This is a genomic window from Marinobacter psychrophilus, from assembly GCF_001043175.1.
In the GTDB taxonomy this organism is placed as follows: Bacteria; Pseudomonadota; Gammaproteobacteria; order Pseudomonadales; family Oleiphilaceae; genus Marinobacter; species Marinobacter psychrophilus.
The window spans coordinates 1,519,354-1,536,290 of the sequence record NZ_CP011494.1 but is presented as its reverse complement, the minus strand read 5'-3'; the positions used below and the strand labels follow the sequence as shown (position 1 = coordinate 1,536,290).

The following is a 16,937-nucleotide window of genomic DNA, read 5'->3' as shown; positions in this document are numbered from 1 at the left end:
GCGTTCGCTCATAGCGACAGCAGTTACCAGTTCATTACGGTTTTCACAAACGGAATAGTCAGCCGGCGCTGGGCTTTCAGTGAATTTTCGTCGAGCGAGTCCAGAATGGCCAGCAACTCCCCTAGACCTCGCGGTGCGCGGCGCAGAATAAATCCGGCAACGTCGACAGCCATGACCAGGCCTCGCTGTTCTACGCGGGCCATCAGAATACGTTTGCGATCTGAATCGCGGTAAATACCCAGCTGCAGAGTCAAACCGTGGCTAAGACGGGAAGACAAATCGGGCAAAATGAATGGTAAAGACGCGGGCACGTCCGACAAGCTCACAACGAGCTGGTGGCCGGCATCCAGCATGCGGTTGTAAAGATGAAAAACGGCTTCTTCCCAGCCAGTCTGACCAACGACGCTGTCCAGATCGTCCAGGCACACCAGGTTAAATTGCTCGAGCCCGGTCAGCGCATCTGGCCCAAACGGCCCCAGCTCGGTAATGCTGATGCAAACCGCTGATAACGACTGACTTTCCGCGTAATGACACAGGGCCTGTAGCAGGTGGCTTTTGCCGGTATCGGAATCGCCACACAACACCACCACTGGCATCGTTACCGGAGGCTGACAAGCCTGTTTCAAACGCTCAGCCACGGCCGCATTGCGCTCGCCGTGGAAGTTGTCGAAGCGGGCGTCGTCACGCAATTTAACACCCAGAATGAGCTGTGAACTTGTCACGACAACCTGGCCCTCCATGCCCGTAAGCTCCAAGCGAGCAAATAGTGCGCGCCGCTAAGCAGTGTCAGTACAGCAACCACCCAGACGAGCGCCGAATTTATCCATGGCGGCACCATGGTGATGACCTGCAATAGCATAGCCACCAGCACTGCAAAAATCTGAATCGCAGTGTTGAGTTTGCCCAGTAGGCTCGGAGCCATTTCGAATCTGCCGATTCCATAATGAAATATCAGTGCGCCACAAACAATCAACAGATCGCGCCCCAGCACCAGCAAAAACAGCCACAAAGGAAACACCCCGCCCAGTGCCAACATCAGATAGGCGGTAATAAGCAAAGCTTTGTCCGCTAGCGGATCGACAATGGCGCCAAAGCGGGAGCGCCAGCCAAAGCGGCGGGCCAGATACCCATCCACGCCATCAGTCACCGCTGCCAACGTAAAAATAATCAATGCCATGGGATAACTGCCTGCGTGCAACTCCATAGCAAACGGAACAATCAACACAATACGCAAAAAGGTCAGGGCATTCGGAATCCAGCGCCAATAATGCAAGCTCAAAGCGCCCTCCTCACATCGGCCTTAACGCACCACCGCCGGGACCGGTGAAGGCTGCCAACGGTAAATCAGAACCGGATACAGCGCCTGCAAAGCCTGTTCCTCTGACGGTCCGGCCGCTGCTGGCTGAGACACCAAGCGGGAATCCAGCGTGATGTGGTCACGCAGTTGATCCAACTCACCAGAAAATGTCAGGCGCATGGTCAACTCACTGCCCTTCACTTCAACGGGGACCACATTTTCAACAGCATTAATCAGCGCCAGAGCTTGGGTTATTTTGGCGTAGTCAGCCAATTTAGTCACGCCCTGCAGTACTAAATCCACCGTAGGTTGTTTACCCGCCTCGCCTCCGCTTGCCCCGTAACGGCTAACATAAAGTTCGGTCCAGCGATCAATGAGCGCCTGTGCGAGAGCCGCCGGCGAGTCTGCGTTCACCGCCTGCTCGCCAGGGCTATCAGAACTGAAGCCGTCCATCACCCAACCCGCGCGCCACTGATCACCGCTGCGACTAACCCGCACCAGCGCCATCACATCACGACCAACATCATTGGAAGCGCTGCGTACCCGGCTAACAAACTGGCCCCAGATATCCGACAGTAACTCGCGATTACCTGCCGCCCCCGCAACCGGTAACACCAGCGGCAAGCCGCGAGCCCGCGATGCGATTTCAAGACCGGAGCGAAAATCGGCGCTGGCACCGTCAAGAGGACCGATATCAGTAATCAATGCCCTCCGACCATTTTCTTCAAGCGCAACCCAGGCCAATGTCAGTGGCCGGTTGGCACCCCACACCGGCGCCTGAATTGAGGCCAGCGCCTGAGTGACTGCTACCGCGCCAAAGCTCATCTGTACCCGGCTTTCAGCACCTGCATTTAAAATCTGGTAAGACGTCAGCATAGACTCGGCCGTGCCAAGCACACCATCGACACCTTCGCGCTCTAATACTCCACGGCTGCCCGCAACACGCACCAGCACCTCACGCAACCCTGCGCCATAAGACGCCGATAACGCCTCTAGCCCGGAGCCTTGCAGAGCCACGTTGGCAGAATACAGATTGTTGACTGTTACTGCCTGAGCCTGAGCCGCCAACAGCAACACCACCGCCAATGTCCAGCGCACAACAGACTGCCTGACACGGGCCAGGGTGCTGACTACGAGACCGCAGCAAGACTCGGACAATGACTTGAATTCGATTGATCTTTGAAAGTCAGTCCTATCGATTTTTTGAAATTCAGGCCTGTCGCTCTTTTGAAATGCACGCATGTAAAAACCCGGCAATTGCATGGATAACGAACAGGATACACCAAGCCCCCGGGCCTGAGTAGCGCTGCGCCCCAGCAGCCTTGAGGCGGAATCGTGGCAATTACGGTTGGTACCCTTCACTGCACCTGCTAAAATCCGCCCCTTGACCCACTGGCCAACGGTTTACACCTCCATGAGCGAACACAAGCCCTCTTTGACTTACCGCGACGCAGGCGTTGATATTGACGCTGGCAATGAACTCGTCAACCGCATTAAAGCGACAGCAGCACGCACCCGTCGCCCGGAAGTGTTGGGCGGCCTGGGTGGGTTTGGTGCCATGGTTGCCATTCCTGCTGGCTATAAAGAGCCGGTGCTGGTATCCGGCACCGACGGCGTAGGCACGAAATTACGCCTGGCCATGCAGTTACAAAAACACGACACCATCGGCATCGACCTGGTTGCCATGTGCGTGAACGACCTGATTGTGGGTGGCGCCGAGCCCCTGTTCTTTTTGGACTACTACGCCACTGGCAAACTGAATGTAGACGTTGCTGCCAGCGTGGTTGATGGCATAGGCGAAGGCTGTGAGCTGGCCGGATGCGCGCTGGTGGGTGGTGAAACTGCCGAGATGCCGGGCATGTACGAAGGTGATGACTACGATCTTGCCGGATTCTGCGTTGGCATAGCCGAGCGCGCTGATATTATTGACGGCAGCCGCGTGCGCCCGGGTGACGCCCTGCTGGCCATGGGCTCTTCCGGCCCCCACTCCAACGGTTATTCGCTGATCCGTAAAATTTTGGAAGTCAGCAACGCCGATCTGAACCAGCCAATAGGCGATACCACGTTGGCCGAGGCCCTGATGGCCCCGACACGCATCTATGTTAAAAACCTGCTAAAGCTGATTCGCGACATAGACGTACGTGCTCTGTCACACATTACCGGTGGCGGCCTGCCCGAGAACATACCCCGCGTATTGCCCAAGGGCACCGTGGCCGCAATTGATACCGCCAGCTGGCAGCTACCGCCTGTATTTCAGTGGCTAAAAGACACCGGCGGCGTGGCCACTGAAGAAATGTACCGTACGTTTAACTGCGGCATTGGCATGGTGTTATGCATCCCACAGGACCAACTGTCGCTGACGCTGGACACACTCAATGCCATGGGCGAAACAGCCTGGCATCTTGGTACTATTGAAGCCGGCGCGGATCGCCAGGCCGACAGCGTTGTACGCTACCAGCCGGGACTGCTGGCCATATGAAAGCGGATCCGTCACCGCGCCCCAAGATTCTGATTCTAGTGTCAGGCGAGGGCAGCAACTTGCAGGCGCTGATTGAAGCCAGCCGTGAGCGCGACTACCCCGCCGACATCGTGGCGGTTGGCAGTAATCAGGCCAAGGCCCCAGCACTGGCGAAGGCTGCCCATGCAAACATTCCGACCTTTGTGATTGAACACGGTCGCTATGGCAGTCGCGATGAATTCGACGGCGCTCTGATGCAGGAAATCCGCCGCCATAACCCGGACTTGATTGTGCTAGCCGGTTTTATGCGCATCCTGACCGAGGGTTTTGTCCGCGCGCTCCGCGGCCAATTACTGAACATTCACCCCTCGCTGCTGCCAAAATACACTGGCCTGAACACCCACCAGCGCGCATTGAACGCCGGTGATAAGTTGCACGGTGTATCTGTGCACTTTGTCACCGAGGAACTGGATGGCGGGCCGATTGTTGCCCAGGCCCAGATTGCAGTGGGCGCGGACGATAGCGCCGAAACCCTGGCGCAGAAGGTGCAGGCCCAAGAGCATGTGCTTTATCCGATTGTGGTGCGTTGGTGCTGTGAAGGCCGCGTGCAACTGGGGGCTGAACAGGTGTTGTTTGATGGCCAAGCGCTTCACCAACCATTGGTGTTGCCGGCAAACTAATCGCCCGAACGTTGTGCTTGAGGAGGCTGTCATGCAGAAAAAAGCCCTGGTTAGATCCGCTTTCCCGGGCTTACCCCTGCTGCTCAGCGTGGCCTTACGGTTGTGCCTGATTGTCTTTATGACACCTGTGCTGGCTGAAGTGGGTGGCGAGCCTTCGGATACGCCCAGACTAGCGCCTTTCGAAGCCTCTTTTTCTGCCTCTATCGAGCAGGGCATTACCTTGAGCGGTAGCGCCAGGCGCATTCTTCGTGACCAGAATAACGGCGTTTGGCTTTATCGCACCTCGGTAAAATCGTTTATAGCCGATATTGAAGAATCGGTGGTACTGAAGTGGCAGGACGGCCAGGTCATTCCTTTGCGCTATCGCTATAAGCTTTCAGGTTTGCTGATCCGAGACCGCGAAGAAACCATCGATTTTGACTGGAAGCAAAATCTTGCGACCGGCCGCTATAAAGATAAAGCATTCGAAGTCGCCCTCAGCCCCGGTCTGCTGGACCCACTGGGCTACCAACTGCAGTTGCACCAAGACATCAAGGCCGGTAAACGGGAAATGGAGTACCGTTACGTGAGCCACGGCCGGGTGGCCAAGGAACGATTTGCTGTCATTGACGAGGGGTTGATTGAAACACTCCAAGGCGAGATGAACGCTCTGACAGTGGAAAAACTGCGTGGCGAAGGCGCCAAGCGGGAGACACTGATGTGGTTCGCCCCGAAATTCGACCACATGCTGGTGCAATTGCTACAAACCGAGCCTGATGGCAGCCGCTACGAGCTCCTCCTGAAAAGCATAAAAAAGCTCTAATCTGCGCCTGGACTGCGGAGGCATCAGTCCGCCGTTTCAGCCTCAACCCAAACGGCTTTAACTTCTTCAGCAATAATCCTCAGCCCTTCGGCAACTCGCTCGTCGTCCTGCGAATAGGTCACCCGCAGGCACTCGTCACGGTGATTCCAGCCATCTTCGGGCAGCCCCGGGAAAAAGTAATGGCCAGACACCACCAGTACACCGCGAAGCTTCAAGCGCTGATAAAGTTCCAGGCTGGTAATCGGTAAATCCGGAAACCACAGCCACAGGAACATCGCACCCTCGGGTTTGTGGATATACCAGTGGCAAGGCGCGTCCGCCATGGCGCCGCTGAACACTGCCACGGCGCGCTGCATTTTAGCCTTATAGAACGGGCATACCAAATCACGGCTTAGGGTCAAGATCTCCCCCGAGCGCACCAGCGGCTCCGCCAGCATGGCGCCAAAGCTTCCAGTGGCAAGATTCATAATCGCATTAATGCTCGCCAGCGCCTTGATGGTCGGCGCCGCAGCAATCACGATACCGGTTCGGGCCGCAGGCAACCCTAGCTTGGACAGGCTCAAGCACAGAATGATCTGCTCGTTCCAGGTCGGTTTGGCGTCGGTAAACAACAGGCTGGGAAACGGTGTGCCGTAGGCGCCATCCACAATCAGCGGGATATTTTGGCGCCGCGCCAGGGTCTCCAATTGCGCCAGCTCATCATCAGTGATCACGTTGCCGGTGGGATTCGTTGGTCTGGACACACAAATAGCGCCGGTTTCGCCGGTCACCTCTACCGCGTCAAAGTCGATTCGGTATTTGAACTCGTGAGCATCAGTAAAGGAAATATCAGGCTGCACCGCATGAAACAGATCCGCGTCTATGCCTGCGTCGGCATAACCGATGTACTCTGGTGCCAGCGGCAACAGAATGTGTTTGTGCACGCCATTACCGTAGTCACCACCGAACATGTTGAACAGCATAAAAAATGCTGCCTGACTGCCGTTGGTGAGCGCAATGTTCTCGCTCGTCAGGTCCCAGCCGTACTCACGTCGCAACAGTTCCGCCAGCGCGGAAATAAACTGCTTTTCACCCTGAGGGGGATCGTAAACGCCCACCAGGCGACGCATATCGGCGTCACTCTGGCTGAGCTGAACAAGAATCTCCCGAACCCGCTGCTGTATTTCAGGAATATGGCCAGGGTTGCCGCCGCCCATCATGATCAGGTCATCGCCCGAGGCCATGGCATTACCCAAATCGTCCATCAACGAGGTAATACCGGCATCCGCCGTAAATTTCTGACCGAAGGCAGAGAGTTTCATCAGATCCAGTCCGTTAATTGAACAGCGTTGGTCGAGCCGTGTTATTCAGTCAGTGTCAATCGGACAGCGAAATGCCCAGATTACTAACACCATCGTTTTCCGCCTGCTGACGCAGGGTATCTATAAACTCTTGGCGCGGAACACGCTGGCGCTTTAATTCCAGCACCAGGTCGCGCTGAAACAACTTGTCCTCTTTCATCAAGGGATGCTGGTCCAGCAGGCGCACCAGTTCGTCTTCGCTTAGTTCTTCGGCCTCCGAAACCTCAACGAAACTCATCACTGTTGCCGTGGCAAGCTGTGAAGCTTCTGTCGCCCTATGCTTGCCCGGGTTCAGCCTGTTCAACAGCGCTTGCTCCAGCAACTGGCAGAAGTCATATGCGGGGTACACGCCGTAGGCGTCGTATTCCTCAACGTCTGGCGACAGCGCTTCTAGCTTGCGCAGCCACTGAGGAATGGCAGCCTCGATGGCATCTGGTTTTAACAGATTCCAACCCGCATCCAGAATTTGGCGCATTTTAGCGCCGGTTTTCAGTTCCATGGCATCCGCAAACAGGGCGTAATTGGGAAACGCCCGCTCGGCCAGCGATAGCACAAACGCGCATTCGCGCCAGCCCTGTAGCTGCTGTACTGCTTTCAAAAACTGATTGGCGTTCATGCGCGAGGCAGCGTTACGCCGGTTTGGCCCAAATACTTGCCGCCCCGGTCTTTATAACTGATCTCACAGACTTCGTCAGCCTCGAAAAACAGCATCTGCGCCACGCCTTCGTTGGCGTAAATTTTTGCTGGCAAGTTGGTGGTGTTGGAAAATTCCAATGTCACTTGACCTTCCCACTCTGGCTCAAGCGGAGTGACGTTGACAATAATGCCGCATCGGGCATACGTGGACTTGCCCAGGCAGATGGTCAGCACATTGCGGGGAATGCGAAAATATTCCACAGTACGCGCCAGCGCAAACGAGTTGGGCGGGATAATACAAACGTCGCTGGTGATGTTAACAAAGCTGTTTTCGTCAAAATTCTTCGGGTCTACCGTCGCGGAATGCACATTGGTGAAGATTTTGAACTCGGTGCTGCACCGCACGTCGTAGCCATAACTGGAGGTACCGTAGGAAATTACCCGGCCCTTTTCCGATTCACGCACTTGGCCGGGCTCGAAGGGCTCGATCATGTTGTGCTGCTGCGCCATGCGGCGAATCCACTTGTCGGGTTTAATGCTCATGCTGGTTTCTCATATCCCGGAGTTATAAAGGGCGACAGTTTAACTGTTGGCCGGTTTTAGTGCGAATTCCAATGGTCGGTGACCGTCACGCTGGAAATAGCACCGCTTAAGTGGCGTTCACGCTTTGACAACTCTGCCCCCACTCGGCGGGCAATGTCCAGATAGCGCCGCGCCACCTCCGAATCCGGCTCTGCGGCCACCGTGGGCTTGCCACCGTCGGTTTGCTCGCGCACGGTTTTGTGCAGTGGCAACTGGCCCAACAGTACGGTGTCGTAGTCATCGGCAATACGCGCTCCGCCATCGGTGCCAAACAACGCTTCTTGATGGCCGCAGTTACTGCAGATGTGCACGCTCATATTTTCCACCACACCCAACACCGGTATTTCCATTTTGCGGAACATTTCAATGCCGCGCTGGGCGTCCATCACAGCAATATTCTGCGGCGTAGTAACAATCACCGCGCCGGTTACCGGCACTTTTTGCGCCAGCGTCAGCTGGATATCACCGGTGCCCGGCGGCATATCCACGATTAGATAGTCCAACTCGCCCCAAAGGGTATGCTGCAGCAGCTGCATAAGAACACCTGTGACCACTGGACCACGCCAGATCATCGGGGTTTTGTCGTTAGCCAGATACGCCATGGAATTCGTTTTCAAACCGTGGGCTTCAATTGGAATAAAGTACTTTTGCTCTTGTACCCTTGGCTTTTGGCCGTCCGGCACGCCCAGCATCATACCTACGCTGGGGCCGTAAATATCGGCATCCAGCACGCCCACCCGGGCGCCTTCGTGCTGCAGCGCCAGAGCCAGATTCACCGCAGTGGTGGACTTGCCCACGCCGCCTTTACCAGAAGCCACAGCAATAATGTTTTTAACTCCAGGAATTGATGGTAATTCTTTCTGGGCTCTGTAGGCGTGAATTTTTTGGGCCACGTGAATGTCCGAGCTTTCCACACCTTCAACCGATTCCAGCGCATTCCCCACCAGCTGTTTCAAAGCTCCGGCAATGCCTTTGGACGGATAGGGCAATTCCACCATCAAGGTCACTTTGCCGCGTTTGTCCACGTCCAGCTTTTTTATCGCATCCAGCTCGTACAGGTCTTTTTCAAGGTACGGATCGCGGTATTCGCGAATGGCTGCTTCCAGAGCCTGGTGGGGAATCGTGGTCATAACATCACTCCGGGAGAGTTTAGGGACAGCACAGAAAGAGTTCAGAAAGAGTTCAGGCCGGTAATGCGGCACTTAAACGGGGTTTCGGATGAAAAAATTCTGCGTGGAAGGTATCATTTGTGCCCAATTCTGGCCATACAGGATACCCGCGTTCCGTGCGCAAATCCGCGCGGGGGTGTTTTGTCGATTCGCGGCCCACATTCAATTCCAGCAAAGGTTCAAGCTCAACCATGACGCAAGCGAGTGCGAAGCAAAAACGGGACATTCTGGTCACCAGCGCCCTGCCCTATGCCAACGGCCCCATCCACTTGGGCCATTTGCTGGAATACATCCAGACCGATATATGGACGCGTTACCAGAAACTCCGCGGCCATACTTGTTATTACGTTTGCGCCGACGATGCTCACGGCACCGCCATTATGCTCCGCGCCGAGCGGGAAGGTATTACCCCCGAGCAGTTGATTGACCGCATCCGCCAGGAACATCAGCAAGACTTTGGCGACTTCCTGATCCGCTTTGACAATTACTACACCACCCATTCTGAAGAGAACCGTCAGTTTTCAGAGTTTATCTACCGTCAACTGCAGCAGAACGATCACATTGCGACTCGCACGATTACCCAATCGTTCGACCCTGAAAAAAACATGTTTCTGGCCGACCGGTTTATCAAGGGCACTTGCCCCAAGTGTAAAACCGACGATCAATACGGCGATAACTGCGAAGTCTGTGGTGCCACCTACTCACCGACCGAGCTGATCAACCCTCGTTCGGCAGTGTCCGGAGCCACGCCCATCGAAAAAGAATCCGAGCACTTTTTCTTCAAACTGCCGGATTTTGCCGACTTCCTGGCCAAATGGACTCGCAGCGGTACCCTGCAGCCGCAGGTAGCCAATAAGCTGGCTGAATGGCTGGATGCTGGCTTGCACGACTGGGACATCAGCCGTGACGCGCCCTACTTCGGCTTTGAAGTGCCCGACGCGCCGGGCAAATATTTTTATGTGTGGCTGGACGCACCCATCGGCTATCTAGCCAGCTTCAAAAACCTGTGCGTCCGCGAAGGCATCGATTTCGAACACTTCTGGAAAGCCGACTCCAGCGCCGAGGTTTACCACTTCATCGGCAAGGACATCATCAATTTTCACGCCCTGTTCTGGCCGGCTATTCTGCACGACACCGGTTTCCGCACACCCACCGCGGTTTGGGCGCACGGTTTTGTGACCGTTAATGGCAAAAAAATGTCCAAATCCCGCGGCACCTTTATTATGGCCCGCACCTACTTGGACTTTCTGAATCCGGAATACCTGCGTTATTACTTTGCGGCCAAACTCACTGGCGGCGTTGATGACATGGATTTGAACCTGGACGATTTTGCCGCCCGGGTAAACTCGGATCTGGTGGGCAAGGTGGTTAACATAGCCAGCCGCAGCGCCGGCTTTATCAGCAAGCGCTTTGACGGCAAGCTGGGTGAAGTCACCGAGATCGACAAGCTCAACGAATTCATCAACGCCGGCGAAGAGCTGGCCGGCTACTACGAAAACCGCGAGTTTGGCCGCGCCATGCGACGAATCATGGAGTTGGCGGATATTGCCAATCAGTACGTCAACGACGAACAACCCTGGGTAGTGGCCAAGCAGGAGGGCGAAGACGAAAAACTTCAGGCCATCTGCACCAACGCGCTGAACATGTTTCGCCTGTTGATGACTTACCTTGCGCCGGTACTGCCAAAAACCGCCGACGCCTCGGAATCTTTCCTGAACGCAAAGCTGGACTGGAACAACCGAGCCGAGCTGTTGCAAGATCACGGCATTAACAAGTTTCAACCGCTGATGAGCCGGGTGGACATGGCGCAGATCGAAAAAATGCTCGATGCCTCAAAGGAACAGCTGCCGGCGACTAAGACCCCAGCCGAAGCCACGCCGGAAACACCACTGGAGCCCATCAGCCCGGAAATCGAGTTTGACGACTTCGCCAAGGTGGACCTGCGGGTGGTAAAAATCATCAAAGCAGAGCACGTAAAGGGCGCCGACAAGCTGTTACGCCTGACACTTGACGTGGGACATGGCGAACGCAACGTGTTTGCTGGTATTAAGTCAGCCTACGCGCCCGAAGAGCTGGAAGGCCGTTTAACCGTCATGGTCGCCAACCTGAAAGCCCGCAAAATGAAATTCGGCCTGTCCGAAGGCATGGTGCTGGCAGCCGGCCCTGGCGGCAAAGACATCTTTATTCTGTCGCCAGACTCCGGCGCTACGCCCGGCATGCGGATAATGTAAGTCGTTAATAGAAAATAGCCAGCGAGGCCCGAAACAACCATGACCGAGTACCTGCTCATACTGGTCAGTACCATACTGGTCAACAATTTCGTGCTGGTTCAATTTTTGGGCCTGTGCCCGTTTATGGGGGTGTCCAGCAAACTGGAAACCGCCATGGGCATGTCGCTGGCGACCACCTTTGTGCTGACATTGTCGTCGGTGTGCAGCTATCTGGCGTACACCTATTTATTAGAGCCTTTGAATCTGGCGTTTTTGAAAACCATCACCTTCATTTTGGTGATAGCGGTGGTGGTGCAGTTCACCGAAATGGTGGTGCGCAAAACCAGCCCTCTGCTGTACCGGGTGCTGGGCATTTTTCTGCCACTGATTACCACTAACTGTGCGGTATTGGGTGTGGCCCTGCTGAACCTGAACCGCAACAACAATTTTGTCGAATCAGTGCTTTATGGGTTTGGTGCCGCACTTGGGTTTTCCTTGGTACTGATTTTTTTTGCCGCCATGCGCGAGCGCATCGCGGTATCCGATGTACCTGTTGCCTTTCGCGGCGCAGCCATCGGTATGGTGACCGCAGGGCTCATGGCTCTGGCGTTTTTAGGTTTTACCGGCCTGGTCAGCGTGTAACGGAGTCCTTGGTTTATGTGGACAAATATCATCATCGCAGTTGCCGTTTTATTAGGCCTGGCCGCCGTGTTCGGAGCCCTGCTGGGCTTTGCCGCCGAGCGTTTTAAGGTAGAAGGCAACCCGCTGGTCGATCAGATAGACGCACTTTTGCCGCAAACCCAGTGCGGCCAGTGTGGTTTCCCTGGCTGCCGACCCTATGCTGAAGCCATCAATAACGGCGAAGCCATCAACAAGTGCCCACCGGGCGGCGAAGCCACCATCAACGCCCTGGCCGACCTGTTGGACGTAGAGCCCCAACCTTTGGACGCCGAACACGGCGCTGCCCAAGCCAAGCGGGTAGCCGTGATTCGCGAAGACGAATGCATTGGCTGCACCAAGTGCATCCAGGCCTGCCCCGTAGACGCCATTCTAGGCGCTGCCAAACACATGCACACGGTGATAGAAAGCGAATGTACCGGCTGTGATTTGTGCGTGGAACCCTGCCCGGTTGACTGTATCGACATGATCGTTATTGAACCGAACATTCACAGCTGGACCTGGGCGCCGCCTGTCGCACTGGATAAGGCACCCAATGAAGTGCCCAGCGCTACCGATGCCCGCGTAATTGCCACCGACAGCCAGGCTGAAACCCACGAAGCGAGCCTGTCATGACCCAACTGTGGAACTTTGGCGGCGGCATACACCCGCCAGAAAACAAAAGCCAATCCAGCAATCGGCCAATCCGCTCCGCTGGCTTGCCCGCGAGATTGGTACTGCCGTTGCAACAGCACATTGGCGAGCCTGCACGCTGTATTGTCGAGCCTGGGCAAAAGGTGCTGAAAGGCGAAGTCATCGCTCAGGTAGGCAACGGCATGGGCGTGCCGGTACACGCACCTACGTCAGGCATCGTTCAGCGTATTTCCCTCGAACCTGTGCCGCACCCGTCTGGTATGAGCGACACCTGCGTGGTGCTGATACCCGACGGCGAGGAGCGCTGGTGCGAGTTGGTACCCCAGCCGGAATATCGCAAGCTAGAGCGCGACAAGGTACTGGCGCTGATTCGTCAGGCCGGCATTGTGGGCCTGGGCGGCGCCGGTTTTCCAACCAACATCAAACTACGACCGTCTGTAGACCGCAAAGTCGACACCTTGATTCTCAACGGCGCCGAGTGCGAGCCCTACATTACCGCCGACGACATGACCATGCGCGAGAAGGCGGACCAGGTGATGGCCGGTCTGCGCATAATGGCCTGGCTCCTGCGCCCCTCGCGGGTGGTGATTGGCATCGAAAAAAACAAACCCGAAGCCATTGCCGCTTTGCGGCAGGCTGCAGAGGGCAGCAAAACCGAAATTGCAGTCATTCCCACCATCTATCCGTCCGGTGGTGAAAAACAGCTGATTCAGATTCTGACCGGCCAAGAGGTGCCCAGCGGTGGCATACCGGCGGATATTGGCGTGATATGCCAGAACATTGGTACCGCGGTAGCGGTTGCCGATGCTATCTTGCAAGGCAGACCACTGATTTCTCGCGTGATGACGGCCACCGGTGAAGCCTTGGCCGAACCCGGCAACTTTGAAGTCTTGATTGGCACCCCCGCCAGCCATTTACTGACCTGCGCCGGTGTTAGTAAACAGCACATGTCGCGCCTGGTGCTCGGCGGCCCGATGATGGGCTATACGCTGCAGAACACAGATACCCCGCTGATAAAAACCAGCAACTGCGTGATTGCCGCCAGCGCCAGTGAACTGCCCGCGCCGGCGCCAGAACAACCGTGCATTCGCTGCGGCCTGTGCGCTGAAGCCTGCCCGATGGAACTTTTACCCCAACAGTTGTTCTGGCACGCCAAAGCCACAGAGTTTGAAAAAGCCGAACATCTGAATCTGTTTGACTGCATCGAATGCGGCGCCTGCTCGTATGTGTGTCCGAGTTCCATTCCTCTGGTGCAGTATTACCGCTTTGCCAAAGGCGAAATCCGCCTGCAACGCGCCGAACAGCAAAAGTCCGACCGTGCCCGCGTCCGCTTTGAAGCCCGCCAGCAGCGCCTTGACCGTGAGCAGCAGGAAAAAGATCAGCGCCGCAAAGACCGCGCGTTGGCCGCTGCCAAAGCTCAGGAACAGAAAACCTCCGACGCCCAGACGACGGTTCAAGACGGCACGGTAACCAACGAACGTTCAGGCAAATCTGCCCTGGTAGAGCAAGCTCTGGCCCGTAAAAAAGCCAAAGCCGCGGCGGCTAGCGCTGAGCGCACCGAGTTTGCGACACAACTGTCTAAAGAAGCAGCACCGTCTGAAACATTCACACCCGAACATGCGGGAAAAATTGCTGTGGCCGAGACGGTTCCAAGCGTGGAAGAACTGGAACAGCAGCTGACCCAGGTCCAAATCAAACTGGAAAAAATGCAGAGCATGCTAGAAGACGCTCGCAGCGGCCAAGCGCCCAACGTCGACAAGCTCGAACGCGCCGTTGACAAGAATATCGAGCGGGTCAGGCGCGCACAGCGGGCGATTGATGATGCCTAACAGCAGGCCGTGCCCGCCAACGGCAACGCCGAACCGGCGCTAAGCCGGTCAAACGATTAAACTATTAAAAACCAGGCTGCAATATCATGGCGCTTGTGCAACAGTCTTCCCCACACGCCCACCGGGCTCGCCCTACGTCGCGGATAATGTTGTGGGTAATGATCGCCACGGTGCCGGGGTTGCTGGCGCAAACGGTGTTTTTTGGCTGGGGTAATCTGATTAACGTGGTCTGGTGCATTGCGCTGGCACTGGCTACTGAGGCCGCCATTCTAAAATGGCGGAGCAAGCCCGTGGGGTTTTTTCTGAAAGACAACACGGCGGCTGTAACCGGCCTGTTGCTGGGCCTATCACTGCCGCAATTTGCGCCCTGGTGGGTGTCTGCGGTGGCGGTTTTCAGCGCCATTGTGGTGGCCAAACAGCTTTACGGCGGCCTGGGTTCCAATCCGTTCAATCCGGCTATGGTGGGTTACGCTCTGGTGCTGATTTCATTTCCGCTGGCGATGACCACCAATTGGGCCGCACCGGTCGGCCTAGGGCAGGACGCACCCGGGTTTGGAGAAACCCTCAGCGCCATTGCTTCGGGCCAGCAAACCGCTGTTGACGGCTGGACAATGGCCACCCCGCTGGACGAATACAAACACAAGGTAGGCAGCCACACCGCCGCGGAAATTACGGTTCACCCCACCTTTGGCAACTTTGTCGCTCGCGGCTGGGAGTGGGTGAACGCAGCTTTCCTGGCAGGCGGCCTAGTGTTGTTGGCGCTGCGTATTATCAGCTGGCACATACCCGTCGGTTTTTTGGGTGGGCTGGTAGCCATGAGCCTGCTGTTTGGCACCAACGCCGACCAGTATGCACCGCTTTCTCTACACCTGCTGGCCGGTGGCACCATGCTGGGGGCATTCTTTATCGCCACCGATCCGGTGTCGGCAGCCACCAGCCGCCAAGGCAAGCTAATTTATGCGGTGGGCATTGGCGCTCTGGTTTACCTGATACGCAGCTGGGGCAACTATCCAGACGCCGTAGCGTTCAGCGTGTTGCTAATGAACTTTGCGGTGCCGTTTATTGACTACTACACACCGCCACGCACCTACGGTCACCACAAGGCCCGACGCGGTTTACCCACCCGGAAGCAGGGCTGACTTTATGGCAACCATGGCTCAATCCATAAGCCGCAGCGCCATCGGCCTTGGCCTTTTCGCGGTGATAACCGGTGGCACCATCGCCCTGACCCAGGCAGTCACCAAGGAGCGTATTGCCGAGCAGACAGCTCGGGCCGAAGCCGCTGCGCTATTCGAAATCATTCCCGAAAGCGCCCATAGTAATGACATGCTGAATGACACCATCAGCTTGCCAGACGCTGCTGTTCTTAACAGCGGTGAAACACCTAGCGCCTGGGTAGCCCGTCAGCAGAGCGACTTGGTGGGCTTTATCATTCCGGTCACGGCCACCGACGGCTATTCCGGCGACATCAACCTGTTGGTGGGCATTACTCCGTCTGGCGAGTTATTGGGTGTGCGGGTGACCGGCCACCATGAAACACCAGGGCTGGGGGATCGCATAGACACCCGAAAATCGGATTGGGTTTACCAGTTTAATGGCCACTCGCTGGCCAATACGTCGGGCAAGCAGTGGAATGTAAAGAAAAACGGCGGCGAATTTGACCAGTTCACCGGTGCCACCATTACCCCCCGGGCAGTGGTCAAGGCGGTTCACAAAACCCTGGTGTATGTGCGCGAACACCAAGCCCAAATTCGCCAAAGCCTGGGCTTGCCCGTCGAGCGTGGCAACCGCGAGCAACGCAATGCCGTTGCCAGTCATTTTCCCGAGCCGGAGCACTGATTGCCATGGCAACAAAAACATCACGCGAGATTATTCGCGACGGTCTTTGGAGCAATAACCCCGCGCTAGTTCAGGTTTTGGGGCTATGCCCTTTGCTGGCAGTCACCAGCACAGTGGTGAACGCACTGGGGCTGGGGCTGGCCACACTGCTGGTATTGATGGGTTCAAATCTGGCGGTATCGCTGATAAGGAACTTTGTAAACGAATCTGTTCGCCTGCCGGCATTTGTGATGATCATCGCCTCGTTTGTAACCTGTGCCGAACTGCTAATGCAGGCATACACTTACGAGCTGTATCAGATTCTGGGCATTTTCATCCCATTGATTGTGACCAACTGCGCCATTTTGGGCCGCGCCGACGCCTTTGCATCACGCAACCCTCCGGGGCTCGCGCTGCTCGACGGTGCCATGATGGGGTTGGGCTTCTTGCTGGTGCTGGTAATGCTGGGCGCCATGCGCGAACTGATCGGCCAAGGCACGCTGTTCGCGGACATGCACCTTCTGCTGGGGCCCATGGCCGCCGAATGGACACTGCGCCCGTTTGCGGATTACCCCAACATGCTGTTTATGATGCTACCACCCGGAGCATTTATGGGCCTGGGCCTGCTGATTGCACTGAAAAACGTGATTGACAGTCGCATTGAAGAAAAACGCAAAGCCGCGCAAGTTAAAACCGTTAGCGCCGGCACTAAACGGGTGCGAGTTACTGGCAGCCTTTCGTAATAAAAATAATGACAAACAACGAACGATAGATTGCAGGTGTAACCTCGCCTGGCACAACACCC

The 16,937-nt window shown here is 56.1% G+C and carries 17 protein-coding genes; 10 read left to right on the top strand and 7 right to left on the bottom strand.

The genetic code is table 11. The annotated features are described in order from the left end of the window. Positions 1-23: 23 nt before the first annotated feature. From hda to ABA45_RS06810, 3 genes are read right to left on the bottom strand one after another with little or no spacing between them, the layout of a single operon-like run. Positions 24-740, bottom strand: coding sequence for a DnaA regulatory inactivator Hda (hda, locus tag ABA45_RS06820; protein WP_048384866.1), 717 nt, complete (start codon positions 738-740; stop codon positions 24-26). Beyond that, positions 719-1,279, bottom strand: a complete 561-nt coding sequence (locus ABA45_RS06815) for a CDP-alcohol phosphatidyltransferase family protein (protein WP_048384865.1) — start codon at positions 1,277-1,279, stop codon at positions 719-721. The genes hda and ABA45_RS06815 overlap by 22 nt, the downstream gene beginning before the upstream one ends. Positions 1,280-1,300: 21 nt before the next feature. Next, entirely contained in the window at positions 1,301-2,395 is a 1,095-nt protein-coding gene (locus tag ABA45_RS06810; RefSeq protein WP_227506157.1) for a DUF2066 domain-containing protein, read from the bottom strand. 316 nt (positions 2,396-2,711) lie between these two features. Here ABA45_RS06810 and purM point away from each other — a divergent pair, with 316 nt between their 5' ends. From purM to ABA45_RS06795, 3 genes are read left to right on the top strand one after another with little or no spacing between them, the layout of a single operon-like run. Next, positions 2,712-3,776 carry a phosphoribosylformylglycinamidine cyclo-ligase gene (gene purM, locus ABA45_RS06805; protein ID WP_048384863.1) on the top strand — a complete coding sequence of 355 codons (1,065 nt, stop codon included), beginning with the start codon at positions 2,712-2,714 and terminating at the stop codon, positions 3,774-3,776. After that, a complete protein-coding gene (purN, locus tag ABA45_RS06800) occupies positions 3,773-4,435 on the top strand; it encodes a phosphoribosylglycinamide formyltransferase (RefSeq protein ID WP_048384862.1) in 663 nt (220 codons plus the stop codon). Before purM ends, purN begins: the two co-directional genes overlap by 4 nt. Positions 4,436-4,466: 31 nt before the next feature. Next, positions 4,467-5,237 (top strand): DUF3108 domain-containing protein, encoded by a 771-nt coding sequence (locus ABA45_RS06795; protein WP_048384861.1) that lies wholly within the window; start codon positions 4,467-4,469, stop codon positions 5,235-5,237. Between the two features lie 23 nt (positions 5,238-5,260). Here the strand turns inward: ABA45_RS06795 and ABA45_RS06790 are convergent, their stop codons facing one another. From ABA45_RS06790 to apbC, 4 genes are read right to left on the bottom strand one after another with little or no spacing between them, the layout of a single operon-like run. Continuing rightward, positions 5,261-6,538: a valine--pyruvate transaminase gene (locus ABA45_RS06790; protein ID WP_048384860.1), complete on the bottom strand. Its 1,278-nt coding sequence runs from the start codon at positions 6,536-6,538 to the stop codon at positions 5,261-5,263. A 55-nt stretch (positions 6,539-6,593) separates the two neighbouring features. After that, positions 6,594-7,193, bottom strand: a complete 600-nt coding sequence (locus ABA45_RS06785) for a YjaG family protein (protein ID WP_048384859.1) — start codon at positions 7,191-7,193, stop codon at positions 6,594-6,596. After that, positions 7,190-7,756 carry a dCTP deaminase gene (dcd, locus tag ABA45_RS06780; RefSeq protein ID WP_048384858.1) on the bottom strand — a complete coding sequence of 189 codons (567 nt, stop codon included), beginning with the start codon at positions 7,754-7,756 and terminating at the stop codon, positions 7,190-7,192. Before dcd ends, ABA45_RS06785 begins: the two co-directional genes overlap by 4 nt. Before the next feature lie 56 nt (positions 7,757-7,812). Next, complete coding sequence (gene apbC, locus ABA45_RS06775; protein ID WP_048384857.1) at positions 7,813-8,925, bottom strand: iron-sulfur cluster carrier protein ApbC; 1,113 nt, start codon at positions 8,923-8,925, stop codon at positions 7,813-7,815. Between the two features lie 230 nt (positions 8,926-9,155). Between apbC and metG the strand changes: the two genes are divergently transcribed. The 7 genes from metG (at position 9,156) to ABA45_RS06735 (ending at position 16,875) form a co-directional block, all read left to right on the top strand. Beyond that, the gene (gene metG, locus ABA45_RS06765) at positions 9,156-11,195 is read left to right on the top strand and encodes a methionine--tRNA ligase (RefSeq protein WP_048384855.1); all 2,040 of its coding nucleotides are present in this window, start codon (positions 9,156-9,158) and stop codon (positions 11,193-11,195) included. 39 nt (positions 11,196-11,234) lie between these two features. Then, positions 11,235-11,816, top strand: coding sequence for an electron transport complex subunit RsxA (gene rsxA / locus ABA45_RS06760; protein ID WP_048384854.1), 582 nt, complete (start codon positions 11,235-11,237; stop codon positions 11,814-11,816). Positions 11,817-11,831: 15 nt separating this feature from the next. Further along, the gene (rsxB, locus tag ABA45_RS06755; protein WP_048384853.1) at positions 11,832-12,467 is read left to right on the top strand and encodes an electron transport complex subunit RsxB; all 636 of its coding nucleotides are present in this window, start codon (positions 11,832-11,834) and stop codon (positions 12,465-12,467) included. After that, positions 12,464-14,314, top strand: a complete 1,851-nt coding sequence (rsxC, locus tag ABA45_RS06750) for an electron transport complex subunit RsxC (protein ID WP_048384852.1) — start codon at positions 12,464-12,466, stop codon at positions 14,312-14,314. Before rsxB ends, rsxC begins: the two co-directional genes overlap by 4 nt. An 86-nt stretch (positions 14,315-14,400) precedes the next feature. Next, positions 14,401-15,453 carry an electron transport complex subunit RsxD gene (gene rsxD, locus ABA45_RS06745; RefSeq protein WP_048384851.1) on the top strand — a complete coding sequence of 351 codons (1,053 nt, stop codon included), beginning with the start codon at positions 14,401-14,403 and terminating at the stop codon, positions 15,451-15,453. Positions 15,454-15,457: 4 nt separating this feature from the next. Continuing rightward, entirely contained in the window at positions 15,458-16,153 is a 696-nt protein-coding gene (gene rsxG, locus ABA45_RS06740) for an electron transport complex subunit RsxG (RefSeq protein WP_048384850.1), read from the top strand. A gap of 5 nt (positions 16,154-16,158) precedes the next feature. Further along, entirely contained in the window at positions 16,159-16,875 is a 717-nt protein-coding gene (locus ABA45_RS06735; RefSeq protein WP_048384849.1) for an electron transport complex subunit E, read from the top strand. Positions 16,876-16,937: the final 62 nt, after the last annotated feature.

Bases quoted from the DNA above. Each gene is read 5' to 3' on its own strand.
- ABA45_RS06790 (WP_048384860.1), bottom strand. From the start codon at position 6,538: ATGAAACTCTCTGCCTTCGGTCAGAAATTTACGGCGGATGCCGGTATT.
- dcd (WP_048384858.1), bottom strand. From the start codon at position 7,756: ATGAGCATTAAACCCGACAAGTGGATTCGCCGCATGGCGCAGCAGCAC.
- hda (WP_048384866.1), bottom strand. From the start codon at position 740: ATGGAGGGCCAGGTTGTCGTGACAAGTTCACAGCTCATTCTGGGTGTT.
- rsxC (WP_048384852.1), top strand. From the start codon at position 12,464: ATGACCCAACTGTGGAACTTTGGCGGCGGCATACACCCGCCAGAAAAC.
- apbC (WP_048384857.1), bottom strand. From the start codon at position 8,925: ATGACCACGATTCCCCACCAGGCTCTGGAAGCAGCCATTCGCGAATAC.
- rsxG (WP_048384850.1), top strand. From the start codon at position 15,458: ATGGCAACCATGGCTCAATCCATAAGCCGCAGCGCCATCGGCCTTGGC.
- rsxA (WP_048384854.1), top strand. From the start codon at position 11,235: ATGACCGAGTACCTGCTCATACTGGTCAGTACCATACTGGTCAACAAT.
- ABA45_RS06785 (WP_048384859.1), bottom strand. From the start codon at position 7,193: ATGAACGCCAATCAGTTTTTGAAAGCAGTACAGCAGCTACAGGGCTGG.
- purN (WP_048384862.1), top strand. From the start codon at position 3,773: ATGAAAGCGGATCCGTCACCGCGCCCCAAGATTCTGATTCTAGTGTCA.
- ABA45_RS06795 (WP_048384861.1), top strand. From the start codon at position 4,467: ATGCAGAAAAAAGCCCTGGTTAGATCCGCTTTCCCGGGCTTACCCCTG.
- purM (WP_048384863.1), top strand. From the start codon at position 2,712: ATGAGCGAACACAAGCCCTCTTTGACTTACCGCGACGCAGGCGTTGAT.
- ABA45_RS06735 (WP_048384849.1), top strand. From the start codon at position 16,159: ATGGCAACAAAAACATCACGCGAGATTATTCGCGACGGTCTTTGGAGC.
- rsxD (WP_048384851.1), top strand. From the start codon at position 14,401: ATGGCGCTTGTGCAACAGTCTTCCCCACACGCCCACCGGGCTCGCCCT.
- rsxB (WP_048384853.1), top strand. From the start codon at position 11,832: ATGTGGACAAATATCATCATCGCAGTTGCCGTTTTATTAGGCCTGGCC.
- metG (WP_048384855.1), top strand. From the start codon at position 9,156: ATGACGCAAGCGAGTGCGAAGCAAAAACGGGACATTCTGGTCACCAGC.